This is a genomic window from Kitasatospora sp. NPDC001664 (assembly GCF_053596675.1).
Map to the genome: position 1 here is coordinate 104,428 of NZ_JBSFGS010000013.1, position 18,052 is coordinate 122,479.

At 73.3% G+C, this 18,052-nt stretch carries 17 protein-coding genes and 1 pseudogene; 11 read left to right on the forward strand and 7 right to left on the reverse strand.

The features are described from left to right. The first annotated feature begins 87 nt into the window (after positions 1-87). Positions 88-1,269 (forward strand): quinolinate synthase NadA, encoded by a 1,182-nt coding sequence (gene nadA, locus ACWCYY_RS19970; protein ID WP_380150203.1) that lies wholly within the window; start codon positions 88-90, stop codon positions 1,267-1,269. 62 nt (positions 1,270-1,331) lie between these two features. Here the strand turns inward: nadA and pspAA are convergent, their stop codons facing one another. Beyond that, positions 1,332-1,625 carry a PspA-associated protein PspAA gene (pspAA, locus tag ACWCYY_RS19975; protein WP_380150202.1) on the reverse strand — a complete coding sequence of 98 codons (294 nt, stop codon included), beginning with the start codon at positions 1,623-1,625 and terminating at the stop codon, positions 1,332-1,334. A 30-nt stretch (positions 1,626-1,655) separates the two neighbouring features. Beyond that, entirely contained in the window at positions 1,656-2,441 is a 786-nt protein-coding gene (locus ACWCYY_RS19980; RefSeq protein ID WP_380150201.1) for a PspA/IM30 family protein, read from the reverse strand. Between the two features lie 271 nt (positions 2,442-2,712). Between ACWCYY_RS19980 and ACWCYY_RS19985 the strand changes: the two genes are divergently transcribed. Together ACWCYY_RS19985 and ACWCYY_RS19990 are read left to right on the forward strand one after the other, a co-directional pair. Beyond that, positions 2,713-3,306 carry a DUF3043 domain-containing protein gene (locus ACWCYY_RS19985; RefSeq protein WP_449796801.1) on the forward strand — a complete coding sequence of 198 codons (594 nt, stop codon included), beginning with the start codon at positions 2,713-2,715 and terminating at the stop codon, positions 3,304-3,306. Positions 3,307-3,476: 170 nt separating this feature from the next. Beyond that, on the forward strand, positions 3,477-4,190 hold the full coding sequence (locus ACWCYY_RS19990; protein ID WP_380150218.1) for a class I SAM-dependent methyltransferase: 714 nt from the start codon (positions 3,477-3,479) through the stop codon (positions 4,188-4,190). A gap of 7 nt (positions 4,191-4,197) precedes the next feature. Here the strand turns inward: ACWCYY_RS19990 and ACWCYY_RS19995 are convergent, their stop codons facing one another. Beyond that, positions 4,198-4,398, reverse strand: coding sequence for a hypothetical protein (locus ACWCYY_RS19995; RefSeq protein WP_380150199.1), 201 nt, complete (start codon positions 4,396-4,398; stop codon positions 4,198-4,200). An 88-nt stretch (positions 4,399-4,486) separates the two neighbouring features. Here ACWCYY_RS19995 and cobU point away from each other — a divergent pair, with 88 nt between their 5' ends. From cobU to ACWCYY_RS20030, 7 genes are all read left to right on the forward strand, one after another. Next, complete coding sequence (cobU, locus tag ACWCYY_RS20000) at positions 4,487-5,050, forward strand: bifunctional adenosylcobinamide kinase/adenosylcobinamide-phosphate guanylyltransferase (RefSeq protein ID WP_449796802.1); 564 nt, start codon at positions 4,487-4,489, stop codon at positions 5,048-5,050. Positions 5,051-5,061: 11 nt separating this feature from the next. Continuing rightward, positions 5,062-6,180: a nicotinate-nucleotide--dimethylbenzimidazole phosphoribosyltransferase gene (locus ACWCYY_RS20005; protein WP_380150198.1), complete on the forward strand. Its 1,119-nt coding sequence runs from the start codon at positions 5,062-5,064 to the stop codon at positions 6,178-6,180. A 5-nt stretch (positions 6,181-6,185) separates the two neighbouring features. After that, complete coding sequence (locus tag ACWCYY_RS20010; protein ID WP_449796803.1) at positions 6,186-6,929, forward strand: adenosylcobinamide-GDP ribazoletransferase; 744 nt, start codon at positions 6,186-6,188, stop codon at positions 6,927-6,929. A gap of 242 nt (positions 6,930-7,171) precedes the next feature. Next, positions 7,172-8,665 carry a leucyl aminopeptidase gene (locus ACWCYY_RS20015; RefSeq protein ID WP_380150197.1) on the forward strand — a complete coding sequence of 498 codons (1,494 nt, stop codon included), beginning with the start codon at positions 7,172-7,174 and terminating at the stop codon, positions 8,663-8,665. Positions 8,666-9,044: 379 nt separating this feature from the next. Beyond that, positions 9,045-10,433 carry a dihydrolipoyl dehydrogenase gene (lpdA, locus tag ACWCYY_RS20020; protein WP_449796804.1) on the forward strand — a complete coding sequence of 463 codons (1,389 nt, stop codon included), beginning with the start codon at positions 9,045-9,047 and terminating at the stop codon, positions 10,431-10,433. Between the two features lie 63 nt (positions 10,434-10,496). Beyond that, positions 10,497-12,263: a 2-oxoglutarate dehydrogenase, E2 component, dihydrolipoamide succinyltransferase gene (gene sucB, locus ACWCYY_RS20025; protein WP_449796805.1), complete on the forward strand. Its 1,767-nt coding sequence runs from the start codon at positions 10,497-10,499 to the stop codon at positions 12,261-12,263. 155 nt (positions 12,264-12,418) lie between these two features. Further along, positions 12,419-12,934, forward strand: coding sequence for a DUF4240 domain-containing protein (locus ACWCYY_RS20030; protein ID WP_380150216.1), 516 nt, complete (start codon positions 12,419-12,421; stop codon positions 12,932-12,934). Positions 12,935-13,017: 83 nt separating this feature from the next. Here the strand turns inward: ACWCYY_RS20030 and ACWCYY_RS20035 are convergent. Then, positions 13,018-13,857 (reverse strand): annotated as a pseudogene (locus tag ACWCYY_RS20035) (DMT family transporter); the annotation flags it as partial. Between the two features lie 129 nt (positions 13,858-13,986). Between ACWCYY_RS20035 and ACWCYY_RS20040 the strand changes: the two are divergent. Then, positions 13,987-14,586, forward strand: coding sequence for a phosphoribosylanthranilate isomerase (locus ACWCYY_RS20040; protein WP_449796806.1), 600 nt, complete (start codon positions 13,987-13,989; stop codon positions 14,584-14,586). Between the two features lie 72 nt (positions 14,587-14,658). On the opposite strand, the gene pdxR is transcribed toward ACWCYY_RS20040, so the two are convergent. From pdxR to ACWCYY_RS20055, 3 genes are all read right to left on the reverse strand, one after another. Beyond that, on the reverse strand, positions 14,659-16,146 hold the full coding sequence (gene pdxR, locus ACWCYY_RS20045) for a MocR-like pyridoxine biosynthesis transcription factor PdxR (RefSeq protein ID WP_449796807.1): 1,488 nt from the start codon (positions 16,144-16,146) through the stop codon (positions 14,659-14,661). Positions 16,147-16,484: 338 nt separating this feature from the next. After that, positions 16,485-17,411 carry a DUF2510 domain-containing protein gene (locus tag ACWCYY_RS20050; RefSeq protein ID WP_449796808.1) on the reverse strand — a complete coding sequence of 309 codons (927 nt, stop codon included), beginning with the start codon at positions 17,409-17,411 and terminating at the stop codon, positions 16,485-16,487. Between the two features lie 74 nt (positions 17,412-17,485). Next, on the reverse strand, positions 17,486-17,992 hold the full coding sequence (locus ACWCYY_RS20055) for an N-acetyltransferase family protein (protein WP_449796809.1): 507 nt from the start codon (positions 17,990-17,992) through the stop codon (positions 17,486-17,488). Between the last annotated feature and the right edge of the window lie 60 nt (positions 17,993-18,052).

Below are 18,052 nucleotides of genomic sequence, written 5' to 3' on the forward strand. Positions count from 1 at the left end.
ACGCTAACGGGTTATCATAGATAGCGTCAGATAGACGATAACGGCCAAGGCACCACAGAGTTCCGCCGCACAGGAGGGCACCCGCCCGTGACCACCACCACCGAGACCTACGGCGTCGACCCCACTCCGACGCCGCTCGCACTGCTGCTGCTCGGCCGCGAGGCCGACCCGAACAGCGAGCGCGGCGTCGAGTGCCCCGGCGACCTCCCGCCCGCCTCCGACCCGGACCTGGTGGCCCGGGCCCGCGCCGCCAAGGCCGCGCTCGGCGACCGGGTGTTCATCCTCGGCCACCACTACCAGCGCGACGAGGTCATCGAGTTCGCCGACGTCACCGGCGACTCGTTCAAGCTCGCCCGGGACGCCGCCAACAAGCCGGAGGCGGAGTACATCGTCTTCTGCGGCGTGCACTTCATGGCCGAGTCCGCCGACATCCTCACCAGCAGCGCCCAGCAGGTGATCCTCCCAGACCTGGCGGCCGGCTGCTCGATGGCCGACATGGCCACCGCCGAGCAGGTCGCCGAGTGCTGGGACGTGCTCACCGAGGCGGGCATCGCCGACGTGACCGTCCCGGTCTCGTACATGAACTCCTCCGCCGACATCAAGGCCTTCACCGGCAAGCACGGCGGCACCATCTGCACCTCCTCCAACGCCGAGCGCGCCCTGAACTGGGCGTACGAGCAGGGCGAGAAGGTGCTCTTCCTGCCGGACCAGCACCTGGGCCGCAACACCGCCGTCCGCGACCTGGGCTTCTCGCTGGACGACTGCGTGCTCTACAACCCGCACAAGCCGAACGGCGGCTTGACCGTCGAACAGCTGCGGAACGCCAAGATGATCCTCTGGCGCGGCCACTGCTCGGTGCACGGCCGCTTCTCGCTGGACTCGGTCAACGACGTGCGCGAGCGCATCCCCGGCGTCAACGTCCTGGTGCACCCCGAGTGCAAGCACGAGGTGGTCGCGGCGGCCGACATGGTCGGCTCGACCGAGTACATCATCAAGGCGCTGGACGCGGCCGAGCCCGGCTCCAAGTGGGCCATCGGCACCGAGCTCAACCTGGTCCGCCGCCTCGCCAAGGCGCACCCGGACAAGGAGGTCGTCTTCCTCGACCGGGCGGTCTGCTTCTGCTCCACCATGAACCGGATCGACCTCCCGCACCTGGTCTGGGCGCTGGAGTCGCTGGTCGACGGCCGGGTGCCGAACGTGATCACCGTGGACCCGGAGACCGAGAAGTACGCCAAGGCCGCGCTGGACCGGATGCTGGCCCTGCCGTAACGATTCGCCGCAGCACGCACGAAGGGCGGGCCCCCTGGGGGCCCGCCCTTCTTCGCGTACCGCTACTCCGGGATGCCGGGGATCAGGCCGTCGCCCTCGGCGCGGAGCAGCTCGCGCACCTCGTCCAGGGAGGCCTCCGGGTCCGGCAGGATCAGGTCGGAGGGCTCCAGCGAGTCGTCCGGCAGCGGCGTGCCGAACTCCTTGACGGCGCTGAGCAGACTGCCGAGCGCGGCCCGGAAGTGCTGCTCGTCGCCCGACTCCAGCGCGGCGAGGAGCTCCTCGTCGAGCTCGTTCAGCCGGTTCAGGTGCCCCTCGGCAACCTGGAACTGGCCCTCGCCCATGACCCGCATGATCATGCCGGTGTTCTCCCTGCGCTAGGGGGGGTGTTACTTGTTGTAGTTGATCGTAGGAGGGGTGTCCTGCTTGCCCTGCTCGATCGCCTGCGGCGCGCCGCCCGGGGTGCCCCCGGTCAGCTCGGCCTTCATCCGGGCGAGCTCCAGCTCGACGTCGCTGCCGCCGGCCACCCGCTCCAGCTCGGCCTCGATGTCGTCCTTGCGGCCCAGCCCGCTGGCGTCGTCGAGCGCGCCGGAGGCCAGCAGCTCGTCGATCGCGCCGGCCCGGGCCTGCATCTGCGCGGTCTTGTCCTCGGCCCGCTGGATGGCCAGGCCGACGTCGCCCATCTCCTCCGAGATCCCCGAGAAGGACTCGGCGATCCGGGTCTGCGCCTGGGCGGCGGTGTAGGTGGCCTTGATGGTCTCCTTCTTGGTGCGGAAGGCGTCCACCTTGGCCTGCAGCCGCTGGGAGGCGAGCGTGAGCTTCTCCTCCTCGGCCTGCAGGGCCTGGTACTGCGTCTCCAGGTCGGTGATCTGGGACTGCAGGTTGGCCTTGCGGGTCAGCGCCTCGCGGGCCAGGTCCTCGCGGCCGAGCGAGAGCGCCTTGCGGCCCTGGTCCTCGTACTTGGCCGACTGCTGCTGCAGCTGGGTCAGCTGGAGCTCCAGGCGCTTGCGGGAGGTGGCCACGTCGGCGACGCCCCTGCGCACCTTCTGCAGCAGTTCCAGCTGCTTCTGGTAGGAGTAGTCGAGCGTCTCTCGCGGGTCCTCCGCACGGTCCAGGGCCTTGTTCGCCTTGGAGCGGAAGATCAGCCCCATACGCTTCATGATTCCGTCGCTCATGGGCCTCGGGTGCCCCCTTCTCGGGCCTGCGGTTCCGTCTCGGCTGACAGGAACGAGTCTATGCGCGGCGGCTGCCCGCCCGCAGTGCTCCTGCCTGCAACAAGCGTGCTACAGCCTTGCGGCTCCGGCCTCATCCCCTGGGTGGAGACGACCCCTGACCATGATCGGAGAAGAGGCACCGAGGTCCTAGGGGACACTCCGGGGGCATTCGATATCTGTTTGGGTCCAAGGGCACCACGATTTGCCGATACCCAGCACGTACGCTTGTGGTGTGTTCCGACGCCGTTCAGAAGAAGCCTCCTCCGCCACCGCGCTGGCCGAGCAGGACGACACCCAGCCCCGTGACCCGCAGGCCCCCAAGGGCCGGCCGACCCCGAAGCGCAGCGAGGCCGAGGCCAACCGCCGCACTCGGGTGACGGTCCCCAAGGACCGCAAGGAGGCCGCGCGGCAGTCGCGCGACCGCATGCGGTCCGAGCGGGAGAAGCAGCGCACCGCGCTGCTCGAGGGCGACGAGCGCTACCTCCCGGCCCGTGACAAGGGCCCGGTCCGGAAGTACGTCCGCGACTACATCGACGCCCGGTGGTCGCTGGCCGAGTTCTTCCTGCCGTACGCGGTGGTCGTGCTGGTCCTCAGCGTGGTCCCGAACAACGTGCTGAAGCTCGCCTCGACGCTGCTCTTCATGGTCTTCTTCGTGCTGGTGATCGCGGACTTCCTGCGGCTCGGCTTCGGCCTGCGCAAGGCGCTGGCCACCGAGTTCCCCGGCACCAACACCCGCGGTGCCGTCCCCTACGGGCTGATGCGCACCCTGCAGATGCGCCGCCTCCGGCTGCCCAAGCCGAAGGTCAAGCGGGGCGAGAAGCCCTGACCGCGGACCACGTGCAGCAGCCGTCCTGGGCCCAGCCCTGGACGGCTGACGCGTGGTCGGCCCCCGGCGGCCTGCCCGAGCAGGGCCTCGGGGGGCACGACCGGCTGCCCACCCGCGGCGCGCTGCCCACCGCCGCGACCTGGCTGGAGCGCCAGGGCGGCCTGCGGACGCTGGTCCGCCAGGAGCTGGTGGCCCGTCAGCTGGGTGCCCAGCTGGCCGGGCTGGACGGCCTGCGGGTGCTGGACGTCGGCTGCGGCCAGGGCACCCAGGCGCTCCGGCTGGCCAGGGCCGGCCACCTGGTCACCGGCCTCGATCCGGACCCGGTCACCCTCGGCGCGGCCCAGGCCGCGCTGGCGGCCGAGCCCGAGGAGGTGCGGGTGCGGGTCCAGCTGCTCGGCGGCGACTGCTACCAGGTCGGCCGCTGGTTCGGCCCGCGCAGCTTCGACGTGGTGCTCTGCCACGGTGTGCTGCCGTACCTCTCCGACCCGGACCCGATGCTGGCCTCGCTGGCCCGGCTGCTCGCCCCCGGCGGGGTGCTCTCGCTGGTGGTCCGCAACGCCGAGGCGCTCGCCATGCGGCCCGGGCTGACCGGGGACTGGCGCACCGCGCTGGAGTCCTTCGACTCCACCCGCTTCACCAACCGCCTCGGTCTGCCCGCCCGGGCCGACCGGCTCGCCGACCTCGCCACCACGCTGCGGGACATCGCCGTGCCGGTCCGGCACTGGTACGGGGTGCGGGTCTTCACCGACACCACGCCCGACCACCAGGCCCCGGTGGACGGGCGGCAGCTGGCCCAGCTGCTCGACGCCGAGGAACGGGCCGGGCAGCAGGACCCGTACCGCCAGGTGGCGGCGCTGCTGCACGTGGTCGGCTCGAAGCCCTGACGGGCGGTCAGTCCTCCTGCAGGCTCATGGAGTAGACCACCGCGCCGTCGTCCAGCAGCGCGACCTTGTCGACGCCCTGGTCGAGCAGGTCCTTGTACGCCTCGCCGACCCAGGACTCCGCGTCGCCCTGGCTGGTGAACTCCTCCTGCTCGCCCGGCAGGGTCACCGCGGTGCCGTCCGCCTTCTCGTACCGCCACGTCCAGACCATGCCCGTCTCCTTCAGTTCGGTTGCGCTGCGCGCAGGTTAGCGTGCCCGCCCGGCGGGGCCCCATGCCTCGTGCGGGAGGATGGTGACCATGTCGATGCCCCGCACCCTGATCCTCGGCGGCGCCCGTTCGGGCAAGTCGACCCGGGCCGAGCAACTGCTCGCCGGGCACGAGGACGTCCTGTACGTCGCCACCAGCGGGACCCGGGACGGGGACGCGGACTGGGCGGACCGGGTGCGGCTGCACCGGGAGCGGCGGCCGGCGGGCTGGCGGACCGCCGAGACCTGCGACCTCCCGGCCGTGCTGGCGGACGCCGCCGATCCGGCGCCGGTGCTGATCGACTGCCTGGCGCTCTGGCTCACCGCCGTGATGGACGAGTGCGGGGCCTGGGAGGACGGCGCCTGGCGGGAGGGCGGGGCCGAGGCGGCCGTGCTGGCCCGCTGCGCGGAGCTCGCCCGGGCGTGGGAGGTGACGGAACGTCAGGTGATCGCCGTCAGCAACGAGGTCGGCATGGGCGTCGTCCCGGCCACCGCCTCGGGGCGGCGCTTCCGCGACACCCTGGGCCGCCTGAACATGGCCGTGGCCGACGCCTCCGAACGTGTCCTGCTGGTGGTCGCCGGGCAGGTACTGACCGTCAAACCCGCTGGCGTGTAGCCTTCCCGACGATGGACACCACCGTGGATCTCGACGTTTTCTCCTCCCTCGTGGAGCGCCCCGACGAGAGCGCCCGCCGGGCCGGCGAGGAGCGCTGGCAGCAGCTCGACCGGCCGCGCGGCGGCCTCGGGCAGCTGGAGGAGCTGGGTGCCTGGCTGGCCGGAGTGCAGGGCCACTCGCCCGTACGGCCGCTGACCGCCGCCAAGGTGGTGCTGTTCGCCGCGGACCACGGCGTGGCCTCGGCCGGGGTCTCCCAGCTGACCGGCGGCACCGCCCGCCGGGTGCACGCGGTGCTGGACGGCTCCGCCCCCGTCGCGGTGCTGGCCCGCCGCTACGGCGCGGCCGTGCGCGTGGTGGACGTCGGCGTGGACGCCGGGCCCGAGGAGTTCCCGGCGGAGGTCAGCCGGTTCAAGGTCCGCCGCGGCTCCGGCCGGATCGACCTGGAGGACGCCCTGACGGCCGCTCAGGCCGCCGAGGCCTTCCGGGCCGGCATGGCCGTCGCCGACGAGGAGGCCGACGCCGGGACCGACCTGGTGGTGCTGGGCGACCTCGGGGTCGGCTCCACCACGGTGGCCGCCGTCCTGGTCGGCGCGCTCTGCGGCACCGACGCGGCCGCCGTCACCGGGCGCGGCTCCGGCATCGACGACCGCACCTGGATGGTCAAGTGCGCCGCCGTCCGCGACTCGCTGCGCCGGGCCCGCCCCGTGCTCGGCGACCAGCTGGCGCTGCTCGCCACCGTCGGCGGCGCGGACTTCGCCGCCGTCACCGGCTTCCTGCTGCAGGCCGCCGTGCGCAAGCTCCCGGTGGTGCTGGACGGCGTGGTCTCCGCCGCCTGCGCGCTGGTCGCCCAGCGGATCGCCTTCCGCGCCCCCGAGTGGTGGCGCGCCGGCCAGTCCACCGGCGAGCCGGCCCAGGCCAAGGCGTACGACCGCCTCACCCTGACTCCCGTCCAGACCCTCGGGGTCTCGATGGGCGAGGGCGTCGGCGCGCTGCTGGCGCTGCCGCTGCTCCAGGCCGCGACGGACACCCTCGCCGACCCCGGGGACGTCCCGGCCGGCACCGCGGTCGCCTTCGAGCCGCCCGCGCCGCGGCCGCTGCCGACCGCCGCCGAACTGCTCGGCCGGGGCTGAACCCCTTGCTCGACGGGCTCCGGTTCGCCTTCGGGACACTGACGGTCCTTCCGGTCCGGGTGGAGCGCTGGGACCGGGAGAGCGGCGGGCGGGCGATGGCGCTGGCGCCCGTGGCCGGCCTGATCCTCGGTGGTCTGGCGGCTCTCGTCGGCGCGCTGGTGTGCTGGCGGGGCGGGCCGCTGCTCGGAGCCGTCGCCGCGATCGGCGTGCTCGCTCTCCTGACCCGGGGGCTGCACCTCGACGGGCTCGCGGACGTGGCCGACGGGCTGGGCAGCGGAAAGCCCGCCGAGGACGCGCTGCGGATCATGAAGCAGTCGGACATCGGGCCGTTCGGGGTGCTGGTGCTGCTGCTGGTGATGCTGGGTCAGATCGCGGCGCTGGCCCAGGAGTTCGGGCGTTCGACGACGGGCGGGGCGATGGCGGTGCTGACCGCCGCGCTGGCCGGGCGGTGCATGCTCGGCTGGGCCTGCCTGCGCTCGGTGCCGGCCGCCCGCCCGGGCGGGCTGGGGGCGATGGTGGCGGCATCCGTACCCTTGCCGGCCGCCCTGGCCGGATCGGCCCTGGCCGCCGTGGCGGTGGGCCTCTACGCACCGCGGTACGGGGTGGCGCTGGTGGTGGGGCTGCTCTGCGGGTGGCTGCTGCTGCGGCGCTGCGTACGGCGGTTGGGCGGCACCACGGGTGACGTCCTGGGCGCGACGGTCGAGACGGCGACGACGGGCACGCTGGTCTGCCTGGCCGCGATTTGGTAATGCCGGGGGCGCGAGGAACTGCGCGCGGGGGAACGGCAGCACCTGCAACTGACTGACGGCGGTTCAGTTGCCGGTGGGCCGCCTTCCGGTTCGCGCAGTTCCTCGCGCCCCCAGCGGTCCTGACGTAGGTGACCAACGCGCTGCAGCGACATCCCAGCATGCGGACTACCATGCGGTGAGCACTGTGCCGGGTGCGGCTCCCGTACCGGCCGTGAACCCGAGAAAGAACAGGACTCGTTTACGTGACTGCACTGTCTGTGAGCACCTCCTCCGCCGCCTCGCTGCGTGCGGACACCCTGGTGATCGGCGTGGCCAAGGGCCCCAAGGGCCCGGTTCCGGCTGCCGGCTCGGAGGTGGTGGCCGAGGCGTTCGAGGGCAAGCTGGCCGAGGTCCTCGCCACCCTGGGTGCGACGGGTGCCGAGGGCGAGGCCGTCAAGCTCCCCGCCCCGGCCGGGCTGAAGGCCTCGCTCGTGCTCGCGGTCGGCCTCGGTGAGGGCGAGCAGGGCTTCGGGCTGGAGGCGCTGCGCAAGGCCGCCGGTACGGCCGCCCGCGCGCTGGCCGGTTCCAAGAAGGCTGCGCTGGCGCTGCCGGCCTCCTCCGCCGAGGAGGTCGAGGCGGTCGCGCTGGGCGGCCTGCTGGGCTCGTACTCCTTCGGCTCGTACAAGAGCGACGCCAAGGCGCCGGTCGGCGAGCTGGTCGTGCTGGTGGACCGCAAGGGCAACAAGGACGCCAAGGCGGCCGTCGAGCGTGCCACCGCGGTCGGCGAGGAGATCAACCGCGCCCGCGACCTGATCAACGCCGCGCCGAACGACCTCAACCCGAAGTCCTTCGCCGCGATCGCGACCGCGGCCGGCAAGGAGCACGGCCTCAAGGTCGAGGTGCTGGACGAGAAGGCGCTGGCCAAGGGCGGCTTCGGCGGCCTGATGGGCGTCGGCATCGGCTCGGCCAACCCGCCCCGGCTGGTGAAGGTGGCGTACACCCACCCGAAGGCCAAGGCCACCCTCGCCTTCGTCGGCAAGGGCATCACCTACGACTCGGGCGGCATCTCGCTGAAGCCGGCCGGCCACAACGAGACCATGAAGTGCGACATGTCCGGCGCCGCCGCCGTGTTCGCCACCGTGGTCGCGGCCAAGCGCCTGGGCCTGCAGGTCAACGTCACCGCCTGGCTCGCCCTGGCGGAGAACATGCCGTCCGGCACCGCCACCCGCCCGGGTGACGTGCTGCGGATGTACGGCGGCAAGACCGTCGAGGTGCTGAACACGGACGCCGAGGGCCGCCTGGTGCTGGCCGACGCGATCGTGAAGGCCGGCGAGGAGAACCCGGACGTCATCGTCGACGTGGCCACCCTGACCGGCGCCATGGTGCTGGCCCTGGGCACCCGCATCTTCGGTGTGATGTCCAACAGCGACGAGCTGCGCGACCGCCTGCACGCCACCGCCGAGGCGGCCGGCGAGCAGTCCTGGCCGATGCCGCTGCCGGTCGAGCTGCGCAAGGGCATGACCGAGAGCACCGTGGCCGACCTGGCGAACATGGGCGAGCGGATGGGCGGCGGCCTGGTGGCCGGTCTGTTCCTGAAGGAGTTCGTCGCCGAGGGCATCGACTGGGCGCACCTGGACATCGCCGGCCCGGCCTTCCACGAGGGCGCGCCGCACGGCTACACCCCGAAGGGCGGCACCGGTTCGGCCATCCGCACCCTGCTGCGCTTCGCCGAGGACACCGCCAACGCGAAGGCCTGAATCCTCCGCTAGCGCGCTCACGGGCCCGGCGCATTGCCAGTTACCTGCTGGTAATACGCCGGGCCCGTTTCTGACAACGTCTGTTCGCCATAGGCGAAACTTTGTTCCGTAGTGCGGAACAACTGGGGCGGCAGGGGTCCGGGCACCCCCTTCTCCCCCGCCGTTACCCATCCGTGAGCTGCGGAGATACCCTCACACAGGGGACATCGGGCACCGCTCGCCGCGGTCCGCCGGTGCCGCCTCGGTGGCCCCGGCCACCAGCCGCCGCGAACAAGTGCGAAGATGTTTCTCCGGAAGACGTGGGCGCCTTACGAGGGCGCACGCTCACCGGACCGCGACCGGCCCGGCGAACCGCACCCCTTTGCATGGAGGACGTGACGTGGCGAACGACGCCAGCACCGTTTTCGACGTAGTCATTCTCGGAGGCGGAAGCGGCGGCTACGCCGCGGCGCTCCGTGCCGCGCAGCTCGGCCAGAGCGTGGCGCTGATCGAGAAGGGTGAGCTGGGCGGCACCTGCCTGCACCGCGGCTGCATCCCGACCAAGGCCCTGCTGCACGCGGCCGAGATCGCGGACGAGACCAAGGAGGCCGCCGAGTTCGGCGTGCTGGCCACCTTCCAGGGCATCGACATCAACGGCGTCCACAAGTACAAGGACGACGTCATCGCCGGCCTGTACAAGGGCCTCCAGGGTCTGGTCGCCTCCCGCAAGGTCACCTTCATCCAGGGCGAGGGCCGGCTGTCCTCCCCGACCTCGGTGGACGTCAACGGCCAGCGGGTCCAGGGCAAGCACATCGTGCTGGCCACCGGCTCGGTGCCGAAGTCGATCCCCGGTCTGAACATCGACGGCGACCGCGTGATCTCCTCGGACCACGCGCTCAAGCTCGACCGCATCCCGCAGTCCGCCGTCATCCTCGGCGGTGGCGTGATCGGCGTCGAGTTCGCCTCGGTCTGGAAGTCGTTCGGCGTCGACGTCACCATCGTCGAGGCCCTGCCGCACCTGGCGCCGCTGGAGGACGAGAACTCCTCCAAGCTGCTGGAGCGGGCCTTCCGCAAGCGTGGCATCAAGTTCGAGCTCAAGGCCCGCTTCTCCGGCGTCGAGTACACCGAGACCGGTGTCCGCGTCTCCACCGAGAACGGCAAGACCATCGACGCCGACCTGCTGCTGGTCGCCATCGGCCGCGGCCCGGTCTCGGCCAGCCTCGGCTACGAGGAGCAGGGCGTCGCCATGGACCGCGGCTACGTCCTGGTCGACGAGTACATGCGCACCAACGTGCCGACCATCTCGGCCGTCGGTGACCTCGTGCCGACCCTGCAGCTGGCCCACGTCGGCTTCGCCGAGGGCATCCTGGTCGCCGAGCGCCTGGCCGGCCTGAAGGCCGTGCCGATCGACTACGACGGCGTCCCGCGCGTGACGTACTCCAACCCGGAGGTCGCCTCCGTGGGTCTGACCGAGGCCAAGGCCGTCGAGCTGTACGGCAAGGACAAGGTCGTCACCCTCAAGTACAACCTGGCCGGCAACGGCAAGAGCAAGATCCTGAAGACCGCCGGCGAGATCAAGCTCGTCCAGGTCAAGGACGGCGCCGTGGTCGGTGTGCACATGGTCGGCGCCCGCATGGGTGAGCAGGTCGGCGAAGCCCAGCTCATCTACAACTGGGAGGCGCTGCCGGCCGAGGTCGCCCAGCTCATCCACGCGCACCCGTCGCAGTCCGAGGCCCTCGGCGAGGCGCACCTGGCGCTGGCGGGCAAGCCGCTGCACGCGCACGACTGATCGCGCCCACCCCGGCAGTATCCCCATACCTGTACGCAAGACTTGATAGGAGTCGCTGAAACCATGGCGGTCTCAGTAACACTGCCCGCGCTGGGCGAGAGCGTTTCCGAAGGCACCGTTACCCGTTGGCTGAAGGCCGAGGGCGAGCGCGTCGAGGCCGACGAGCCGCTGCTCGAGGTGTCGACTGACAAGGTCGACACCGAGATCCCCGCACCCGTCTCCGGCATCCTGGCGTCCATCAAGGTCGCCGAGGACGAGACGGTCGAGGTCGGCGCCGAGCTGGCCATCATCGACGACGGCTCCGGCGCCCCGGTCGCCGCTGCCGCCCCCGTCGCCGAGGCCGCTCCGGCTGCCCCGGCCGCCGCCCCGGCCCCCGTGGCCGAGGCCCCCGCCGCCGCGCCGGCTCCGGCCGCCGCCGCTCCGGCCGCTGCCGCCCCGGCCGCCGACGCCACCCCGGTGCTGCTGCCGGCGCTCGGCGAGTCGGTCACCGAGGGCACCGTCACCCGCTGGCTCAAGGCCGAGGGCGACACCGTCGAGATCGACGAGCCGCTGCTCGAGGTCTCGACCGACAAGGTCGACACCGAGATCCCGTCGCCGGTCGCCGGCGTCCTGGTGAAGATCCTGGTCGGCGAGGACGAGACCGCCGAGGTCGGCGCCCAGCTCGCGCTGATCGGTGCGGCGGGTGCGGCTCCGGCCGCCGCTGCTCCGGCCCCGGCCGCCGCTCCGGCTCCGGTGGCTCCGGCCGCTCCGGTCGCCGCTCCGGCCCCGGTCGCCGCTGCTCCGGCCCCCGTGGCCGCGCCGGCCCCGGTCGCCCCGGCTGCCCCCGTGGCCGCGCCGGCCCCGGTCGCCGCTGCCCCGGCCCCCGTGGCCGCGCCGGCCCCGGTCGCTCCGGCCGCTCCGGTCGCCGACAGCTCGGACGCGTACGTGACCCCGCTGGTCCGCAAGCTCGCGGCCGAGCAGGGCGTCGCGCTCTCCTCCGTCACCGGCACCGGTGTCGGCGGTCGCATCCGCAAGCAGGACGTCCTGGCCGCCGCCGAGGCCGCCAAGGCCGCTGCCGCCGCTCCGGCGCCGGTCGCCGCCGCGCCGAAGGCCGCCGCCGCCCCGTCCCCGCTGCGCGGTCAGACGGTCAAGATGACCCGCATGCGCAAGGTCATCGGCGACAACATGCTGAAGGCCCTGCACGAGCAGGCCCAGCTGACCACCGTGGTCGAGGTGGACGTCACCAAGATCATGACCCTGCGCGGCAAGGCCAAGGAGTCCTTCCTGGCCCGCGAGGGCGTCAAGCTCTCCCCGATGCCGTTCTTCGTGAAGGCCGCGGCCCAGGCGCTGAAGACCAACCCGGTCGTCAACTCCCGCCTGAACGACGCCGAGGGCACCATCACCTACTTCGACACCGAGGACATCGGTATCGCGGTGGACTCGGAGAAGGGTCTGATGACCCCGGTCATCAAGGGCGCGGGCGACCTCAACATCGCCGGCATCTCCAAGAAGACCGCCGAGCTGGCCGGCAAGGTCCGCAGCAGCAAGATCAGCCCGGACGAGCTGTCCGGTGCGACCTTCACCATCAGCAACACCGGCTCGCGCGGTGCGCTGTTCGACACCGTGGTCGTCCCGCCGAACCAGGCGGCGATCCTCGGCATCGGCGCCACCGTGAAGCGCCCGGTCGTCATCGAGGTCGACGGCGCGACCGCCGTCGGCGTCCGCGACATGACCTACCTCTCGCTCTCCTACGACCACCGCCTGGTGGACGGCGCCGACGCCGCCCGCTACCTGGTCGCGGTCAAGGAGATCCTCGAGGCGGGCGAGTTCGAGGTCGAGCTCGGCCTCTGAGCCTGACGGCCCCTCACGGGCTCCGGCTCCGCTGAACGCACAGGTGCCCCACCGGTCTTCGGACCGGTGGGGCACCTGGCGTTTCCGCCGCCGCGTCCGCCGGTCGGACGGCAGAGTTAGCGTCCGATGCGGGGAACGAGGATGCTGGAGCGGTGATGTACGAGACGGACTTCTGGCAGTTGATCGACGAGAGCCGGGACACGGCCGAGGGCGATCCGGACGAGCAGGCGGACGCGCTGGTCGAGCGGCTGGCCCAGCTGACGCCCGATGACGTGGTGGACTTCGCCCGGCTGTTCGAGGCGCGGTTCCAGCGGGCGTACCGGTACGACCTGTGGGGGGCGGCGTACCTGTTGCTGGACGGGGCTTCGGAGGACAGCTTCGACTACTTCCGCTGCTGGCTGATCGCGCAGGGGCGGGAGGTGTTCGAGGGCGCGCTGCACGAGCCCGACGCCTTGGCCGAGCTGGTCCCGGACTTCGACGAGGAGGAGGACGGCGAGGCCGAGGACGTCGGCTACGCCGCCGACGAGGCGCACGAGCAGCTGACGGGGCTTCCGCTGCCGGACCTCGGCGTGCAGCAGCCGCGGCGTCCGGAGGGCGACTCCTTCGACTTCGAGGACGCGACGGAGATGGCGAAGCGGTACCCGATGCTCTGGGCGCGGTTCGGGGACTGACGGCCGCTCAGGAGGGCGCGGCGGATCCAGCTGGTGTCGGCCGGGCGACGTTGCGGCGGGGGCGTGACTCCGAGGGCGACCGCCGCGCCGACCAGGGCCGCGCCGAGGAGGACGGGCGGGGTGAGCTGGGTAGTGCCGAGGAGTGCGCCCAGGAGGACGGCGGCGAGGGGGACGAGGCCCGCGAAGAGGCCGGCGCGGTCGACGCCCAGGCGGGCGACGCCCGCGTACCAGAGGAAGAAGGCGAGCGCGGTGACGACGAGGGTGAGGTAGGAGAGGGCGAGGGCCTCGGTGGGGGTCGGGAGGTGGAGGGCGCGGCCTCCTTCGAGGAGGGCGGAGGTGGCCGCCAGGAGCGGAGCGGCGGTCAGGCAGGCGAGGGCGGAGAGGCGGCGCGGGCCGAGGACGGGGAGGAGCGGGACGGCGAGCAGGGAGAAGCAGCACTCGCAGGCGAGGGCCCCGGCCGCGTAGAGGAGTCCGGTGGGGGTGGCGGCGGTGCTGTGGTTCTGGATCAGCAGGACGCCGGCGACGGTGAGCAGGCTGCTGACGGCGATCCGGGCGGAGGGGCGGCGACGGTCGAGGAGCGGTCCGGTGACGGCGAGGAGGACCGGGGTGGCGCCGATCACGGCTCCGACGGTCGCTGCGTCGGCGTGGGCGACGGCGTTGAGCAGGCAGACGTTGAACCCGGCCATGCCGGTGGCAGCGAGGGCCAGGACACGGCCCCGCTGACGGGGGGTCAGGCGGGGTGGCGGTGGGAGGCGACGGCCGGGGAGCAGGAGGATCAGTCCGGCGGCCAGGTAGCGCCAACCCTGGCCGGCGAGGAGGGGGTAGGCGGCGAGCAGCGGGCTGACGGCGGCGGAGCTGCCGACGGCGGTCATCGCGGTGGCGGCGGCGAGGCTGCCGCGCAGGGTACGGGAGTCCGGGGTCATGGGCAGCAGCCTGCGGGACAGTGGTCCGGTACGCCCGACCACTTCGAGGTGGGGGCACCGGACCACTTGGGGTGCCGTCCGGGAACGGCACTAGGCTGGCAGGGCCGTCGAGTGGGAGTGAGCGGGGACGTGTTCGTCAAGATCTGCGGTCTGAGCACCGCGCCGGATGTCGCGGCCGCCGTCGAGGCCGGGGCCGACGCGGTCGGGTTCGTGCTGACCGAGAGCCCGCGGCGGGTGACGCCGGAGCTGGTGCGGGAGTTGCTGGCCGGAGTGCCCGAGGGGGTGCTGTCGGTGGCGGTGTTCCGGGAGGAGCCGGCCGCGTACGTGCGGGAGATGGTGCGGGCCTCCGGGGTCGGGGCGGCGCAGCTGCACGGGAACCATCCGCCCGCCGCCTTCGCGGAGTTGGCCGACCTCGGGGTGCCGCTGATCCGGGCGACCTCGGCGGCGGCCGCGGCGGGGGCGTCCTGCGGGGACTTCGGCGAGGACCTGCTGCTGCTGGACTCGCCGGTGCCCGGCTCCGGGGAGGCGTGGGACTGGGCCGAGTTGGGGGCGAAGCCGCCGGGCGGGACGTGGCTGCTGGCGGGCGGGCTGACGCCGGGGAACGTGCGGGAGGCGATCGCGGCGGCCCGGCCGTGGGGGGTGGACGTGTCGAGCGGGGTGGAGGTGCGGCGCGGGGTGAAGGACCCGGTGCTGATCACCGAGTTCGTGCGGGCGGCGAAGGCGGACTGACGGACTGACGCTCGGCAGGGCAGCGACCTCAGGGGCGCGGGGAACTGCGCGAGTCCGGAAGGCGGCCCAGTGCTAGATCGGGGCACGTGAGCCAGTTGCAGGTGGTGCCGTGCCCCTGCGCGCAGTTCCTCGCGCCCCCGGAGTGACCACTCGATGCTGCTCGGCGAGGGCGTCGCGGAGCGTGGTCAGGGCGTCGGTGATGCCGGCGAGCGGGAGGTGGGCATAGCCGATCACCAGGGCGGGGGGACGGGGGCCCGGGGTAACCTGGTGATGGGCGCCGCCGTGGATCAGGACGGAGCGGGTGAGCGCTGCCGCGGTGAGGGCCGACTCGTCGGTGGTGGGCGGGAGTTGGAGGTAGCCGTGGAGCCCGGCGGAGACGCCGAGCAGGGTGGCCTCGGGGAGGAGCTCGGCGGCGGCCCGGGTGAAGGCCTCGCGGCGGCGGCGGTAGCGGGCCCGGACCCGGCGGAGGTGACGGTCGAGCAGCCCGCTGGTGATCAGTTCGGCGAAGGCGCACTGGGTGAGGCCGTCGGTGCCGAGGTCGCGCCGGGAGCGGACCCGGTCGAGCGCGGCCGTGAGCGGCGGCGGGACGGCGAGCCAGCCGATCCGCAGCCCGGGCACCAGCGCCTTGCTGGCGGTGCCCGCGTAGACCACGTGCTCGGGCGCGAGTTCCTGGAGGGCGGCCGGACGGACCTCGCGGTCGAACCAGAACTCGCCGTCGTAGTCGTCCTCGACCACCAGGCCGTCGCTCTCCCGGGCCCAGCGGACCAGGGCCTGCCGCCGGGCGGGTGAGAGCACCACGCCGGTCGGGTACTGGTGCGCGGGCGTGACGAGCACGGCGCGGGCACCGCTGGCGGCCAACTCCCTTACGTCGATGCCCTCGTGGTCCACCCGGACGGGGACCACCCGCATCCCGCACTCCTCGATGAAACGGCGCTGGCTCCGGTGCCCCGGGTCCTCCACCGCGAGGGTGCGGATGCCGAGCCGGGGCAGCGCCTCGCAGAGCAGCGAGAGCCCCTGGGCGAAGCCGGCCGTCACCATCACCGAACCGGCCTCGGTGCGGACGCCGCGGACCCGGCCGAGGTAGTCCGCGAGGGCCCGGCGCAGCGACGGGTGTCCGGCGACCGGCGGGTAGTCCAACTCCTCCCGCCCGGCGGCGGCCAGGACGGTGCGGTAGCTGGCGAGCCACTCCTGGCGGGGGAAGCTGCCGGGGTCGGCACGGCCGGTGCGCAGGTCCCAGCGGACGGGGGCGGCCGGTTCGGGCTCGCGGAGGGCGACGGCGGGCGGCGGGGCGGCGGAGTCGGTGCCGCCGGCCCGCTCGGCGACGCAGGTGCCGGAGCCGTGCCGACCGGTCAACCACCCCTCGGCGGCGAGCTGTTCGTACGCCTCGACGGCGACGCTGCGGGAGACGCCGAGGTCCTCGGCGAGCCGTCGAGTGGAGGGCAGGCGGGTGCCGGGGCGCAGGACGCCGTCGGTGATCCGGTGACGCAGCGCGTCCTGGAGCTGCCCGGCCAGCGAGGTGGCCGAGCTGCGGTCGACCTCGACCGACAGGTGCCAGGCCACGACCGCCCTCCCCCCTCGCTCCCGGGCGGCCAGTCTGTCACAGCGGCCGTGCCAGGGTCCCGACGGCGATGCGGCGGGGCAGCGAGTGGGGCAGCGAAGCGACAAGCGCGCAGCAGGCAGCCGAGCAGCAACGGGGCAGCGAGTGGGCGGCGAAGCAGCAGGCAGGCAGGCAGCCGAGCGGCGAAGCAGCAGGCAGGCAGGCGACAGAGCGACGGCGGGCGGCGAAGCAGCAGGCAGGCAGGCGACAGAACGGCGGCGGGCGGCGAAGCAGCAGGCAGGCAGGCGACAGAACGGCGGCGGGCGGCGAAGCAGCAGGCAGGCAGGCGACAGAACGGCGGTCAGGTGCCGCCCTGGGTGGCCAACGGGCGGATGGCGGCGATGAGTTGGTCGAGGAGCTCGGCGGGCGGGGCGTCCGGGTGCTCGTCGACCGAGCCGACCAGGACGGCGTAGCCGCCGCCTGCGGAGGGGACCGCGACCACCACGGCCTGGCCGTTGACGCCCGTGGCCGGGTCGACCTGCCAGCGTTCGGCGTAGCCGGGGACACCGGCCACGGTGACCGGGCCGGAGGCGAGGCGGCGGTGGGAGCTGAGCTTGCCGAACATCAGCGGGGCGTACTCCTCCATCCGCTCCTCGGCCACGGCCTGGGCACTGGAGCCGCTGAACGCGTCGGCGATCACCTCGAAGACGCCGCGCGCGCAGGAGCCGTCGCCGATCGAGCAGTCGTAGGGCCGGGTGGTGAAGTTGAGCAGCACGGAGTCGCCGTCGGGCCGGTTGTTCTTCCAGCCGGCCGGGAGCGGCACCCGCCAGCCGTGGGTGGTGTCCGGGAGCGAGCCGAAGGACTGCAGCGGCGTGCTGCTCGGCACCGCCGGGGACGGGATGGGCTCGGACGTCTCCGTCGGCGTCGGGCTCGGGGTGGGCGAGGACGAGGGCGACGGTGAGGGCGAGGGGGTGGCGGAGGTGCTCACCGTGGCGCTCGGGGGCGGGAGTTGGGCCTGCTTCCCGTCGCCGCCGTCCCGGCCGAGCCAGAAGGCGGTGCCCGCCGCCAGGGCCAGCACCACCAGACCGGCGGTCACCAGCACCGTGCGGCGCCGACCGGGCGGAGCCGGGCGGTCCGGGAGCGCGTCCTGCGGTGCCGCGGCGCCGCCCTGGCCGGGCGGGCGGTACTCGTCGGTCCAGGCGGCGCCGTCCCACCAGCGCTCGCGGGGCAGGCCGTCCGGCCCCGGTTCGAGCACGGGGTACCAGCCGGGCGGGGTCGAGTAGCTCATCCCGGTACGGTAGCGCTCAGCCGTTCGAGCTGTCAGGGCAGTTGACGAAGCGTCAGTGCGCGGCGGGCGGCCGCTCAGGAGGCGAGCGGGCGGCCCATCCAGATGTCGTCCACGTAGCGGCCGTCGATCCAGAACTCCTCCGGCAGCACGCCGTCCACGACGAAGCCGCAGCGCTCGTACAGGCGGCGGGCGGGGGCGTTGTGACCCAGCACGCGCAGGGTCATCTTGCGGATGCCGTCGGCCTTGGCCACCGCGCAGGCCGCCTCGACCAGGGCCTGGCCGACGCCGCGCCCGCGGGCGTCGGGCGAGACCGCGAGGCCCTGGATCTGCCGCACGTGCCGGTTGCTGACCAGCGGGGTGGGCGGGGCCTGGCGGATGTGGCCGACCACCTCGCCGTCGAGTTCGGCGACCAGGAACTGCTCGGGCAGGCGGCGGTCGTCGAAGATCTCGGCGTTCTCCTCCGGCCGCGGGACGACGTCGCTCAGCCAGGACCAGGCCTCGCGGTCGATCCGGGCGATCACCTCCTCGTCCTCGTCCCTGGCGGTGCGTATCAACAGGTCGTCGGCTCCCATGGTCGTCATCGTAACGACGGGGGTGCCCGCCCGGCCGGGAATTCCCCCGGCTCACCCTGGGCGGTGCGG

What these genes read in the sequence shown, in the direction of transcription:
- ACWCYY_RS20030 (WP_380150216.1), top strand. Translation starts at nt 12,419, where the DNA reads ATGTACGAGACGGACTTCTGGCAGTTGATCGACGAGAGCCGGGACACG.
- ACWCYY_RS19995 (WP_380150199.1), bottom strand. Translation starts at nt 4,398, where the DNA reads ATGGTCTGGACGTGGCGGTACGAGAAGGCGGACGGCACCGCGGTGACC.
- pspAA (WP_380150202.1), bottom strand. Translation starts at nt 1,625, where the DNA reads ATGATCATGCGGGTCATGGGCGAGGGCCAGTTCCAGGTTGCCGAGGGG.
- sucB (WP_449796805.1), top strand. Translation starts at nt 10,497, where the DNA reads ATGGCGGTCTCAGTAACACTGCCCGCGCTGGGCGAGAGCGTTTCCGAA.
- cobU (WP_449796802.1), top strand. Translation starts at nt 4,487, where the DNA reads ATGTCGATGCCCCGCACCCTGATCCTCGGCGGCGCCCGTTCGGGCAAG.
- ACWCYY_RS19980 (WP_380150201.1), bottom strand. Translation starts at nt 2,441, where the DNA reads ATGAGCGACGGAATCATGAAGCGTATGGGGCTGATCTTCCGCTCCAAG.
- ACWCYY_RS20050 (WP_449796808.1), bottom strand. Translation starts at nt 17,411, where the DNA reads ATGAGCTACTCGACCCCGCCCGGCTGGTACCCCGTGCTCGAACCGGGG.
- ACWCYY_RS20005 (WP_380150198.1), top strand. Translation starts at nt 5,062, where the DNA reads ATGGACACCACCGTGGATCTCGACGTTTTCTCCTCCCTCGTGGAGCGC.
- ACWCYY_RS20055 (WP_449796809.1), bottom strand. Translation starts at nt 17,992, where the DNA reads ATGACGACCATGGGAGCCGACGACCTGTTGATACGCACCGCCAGGGAC.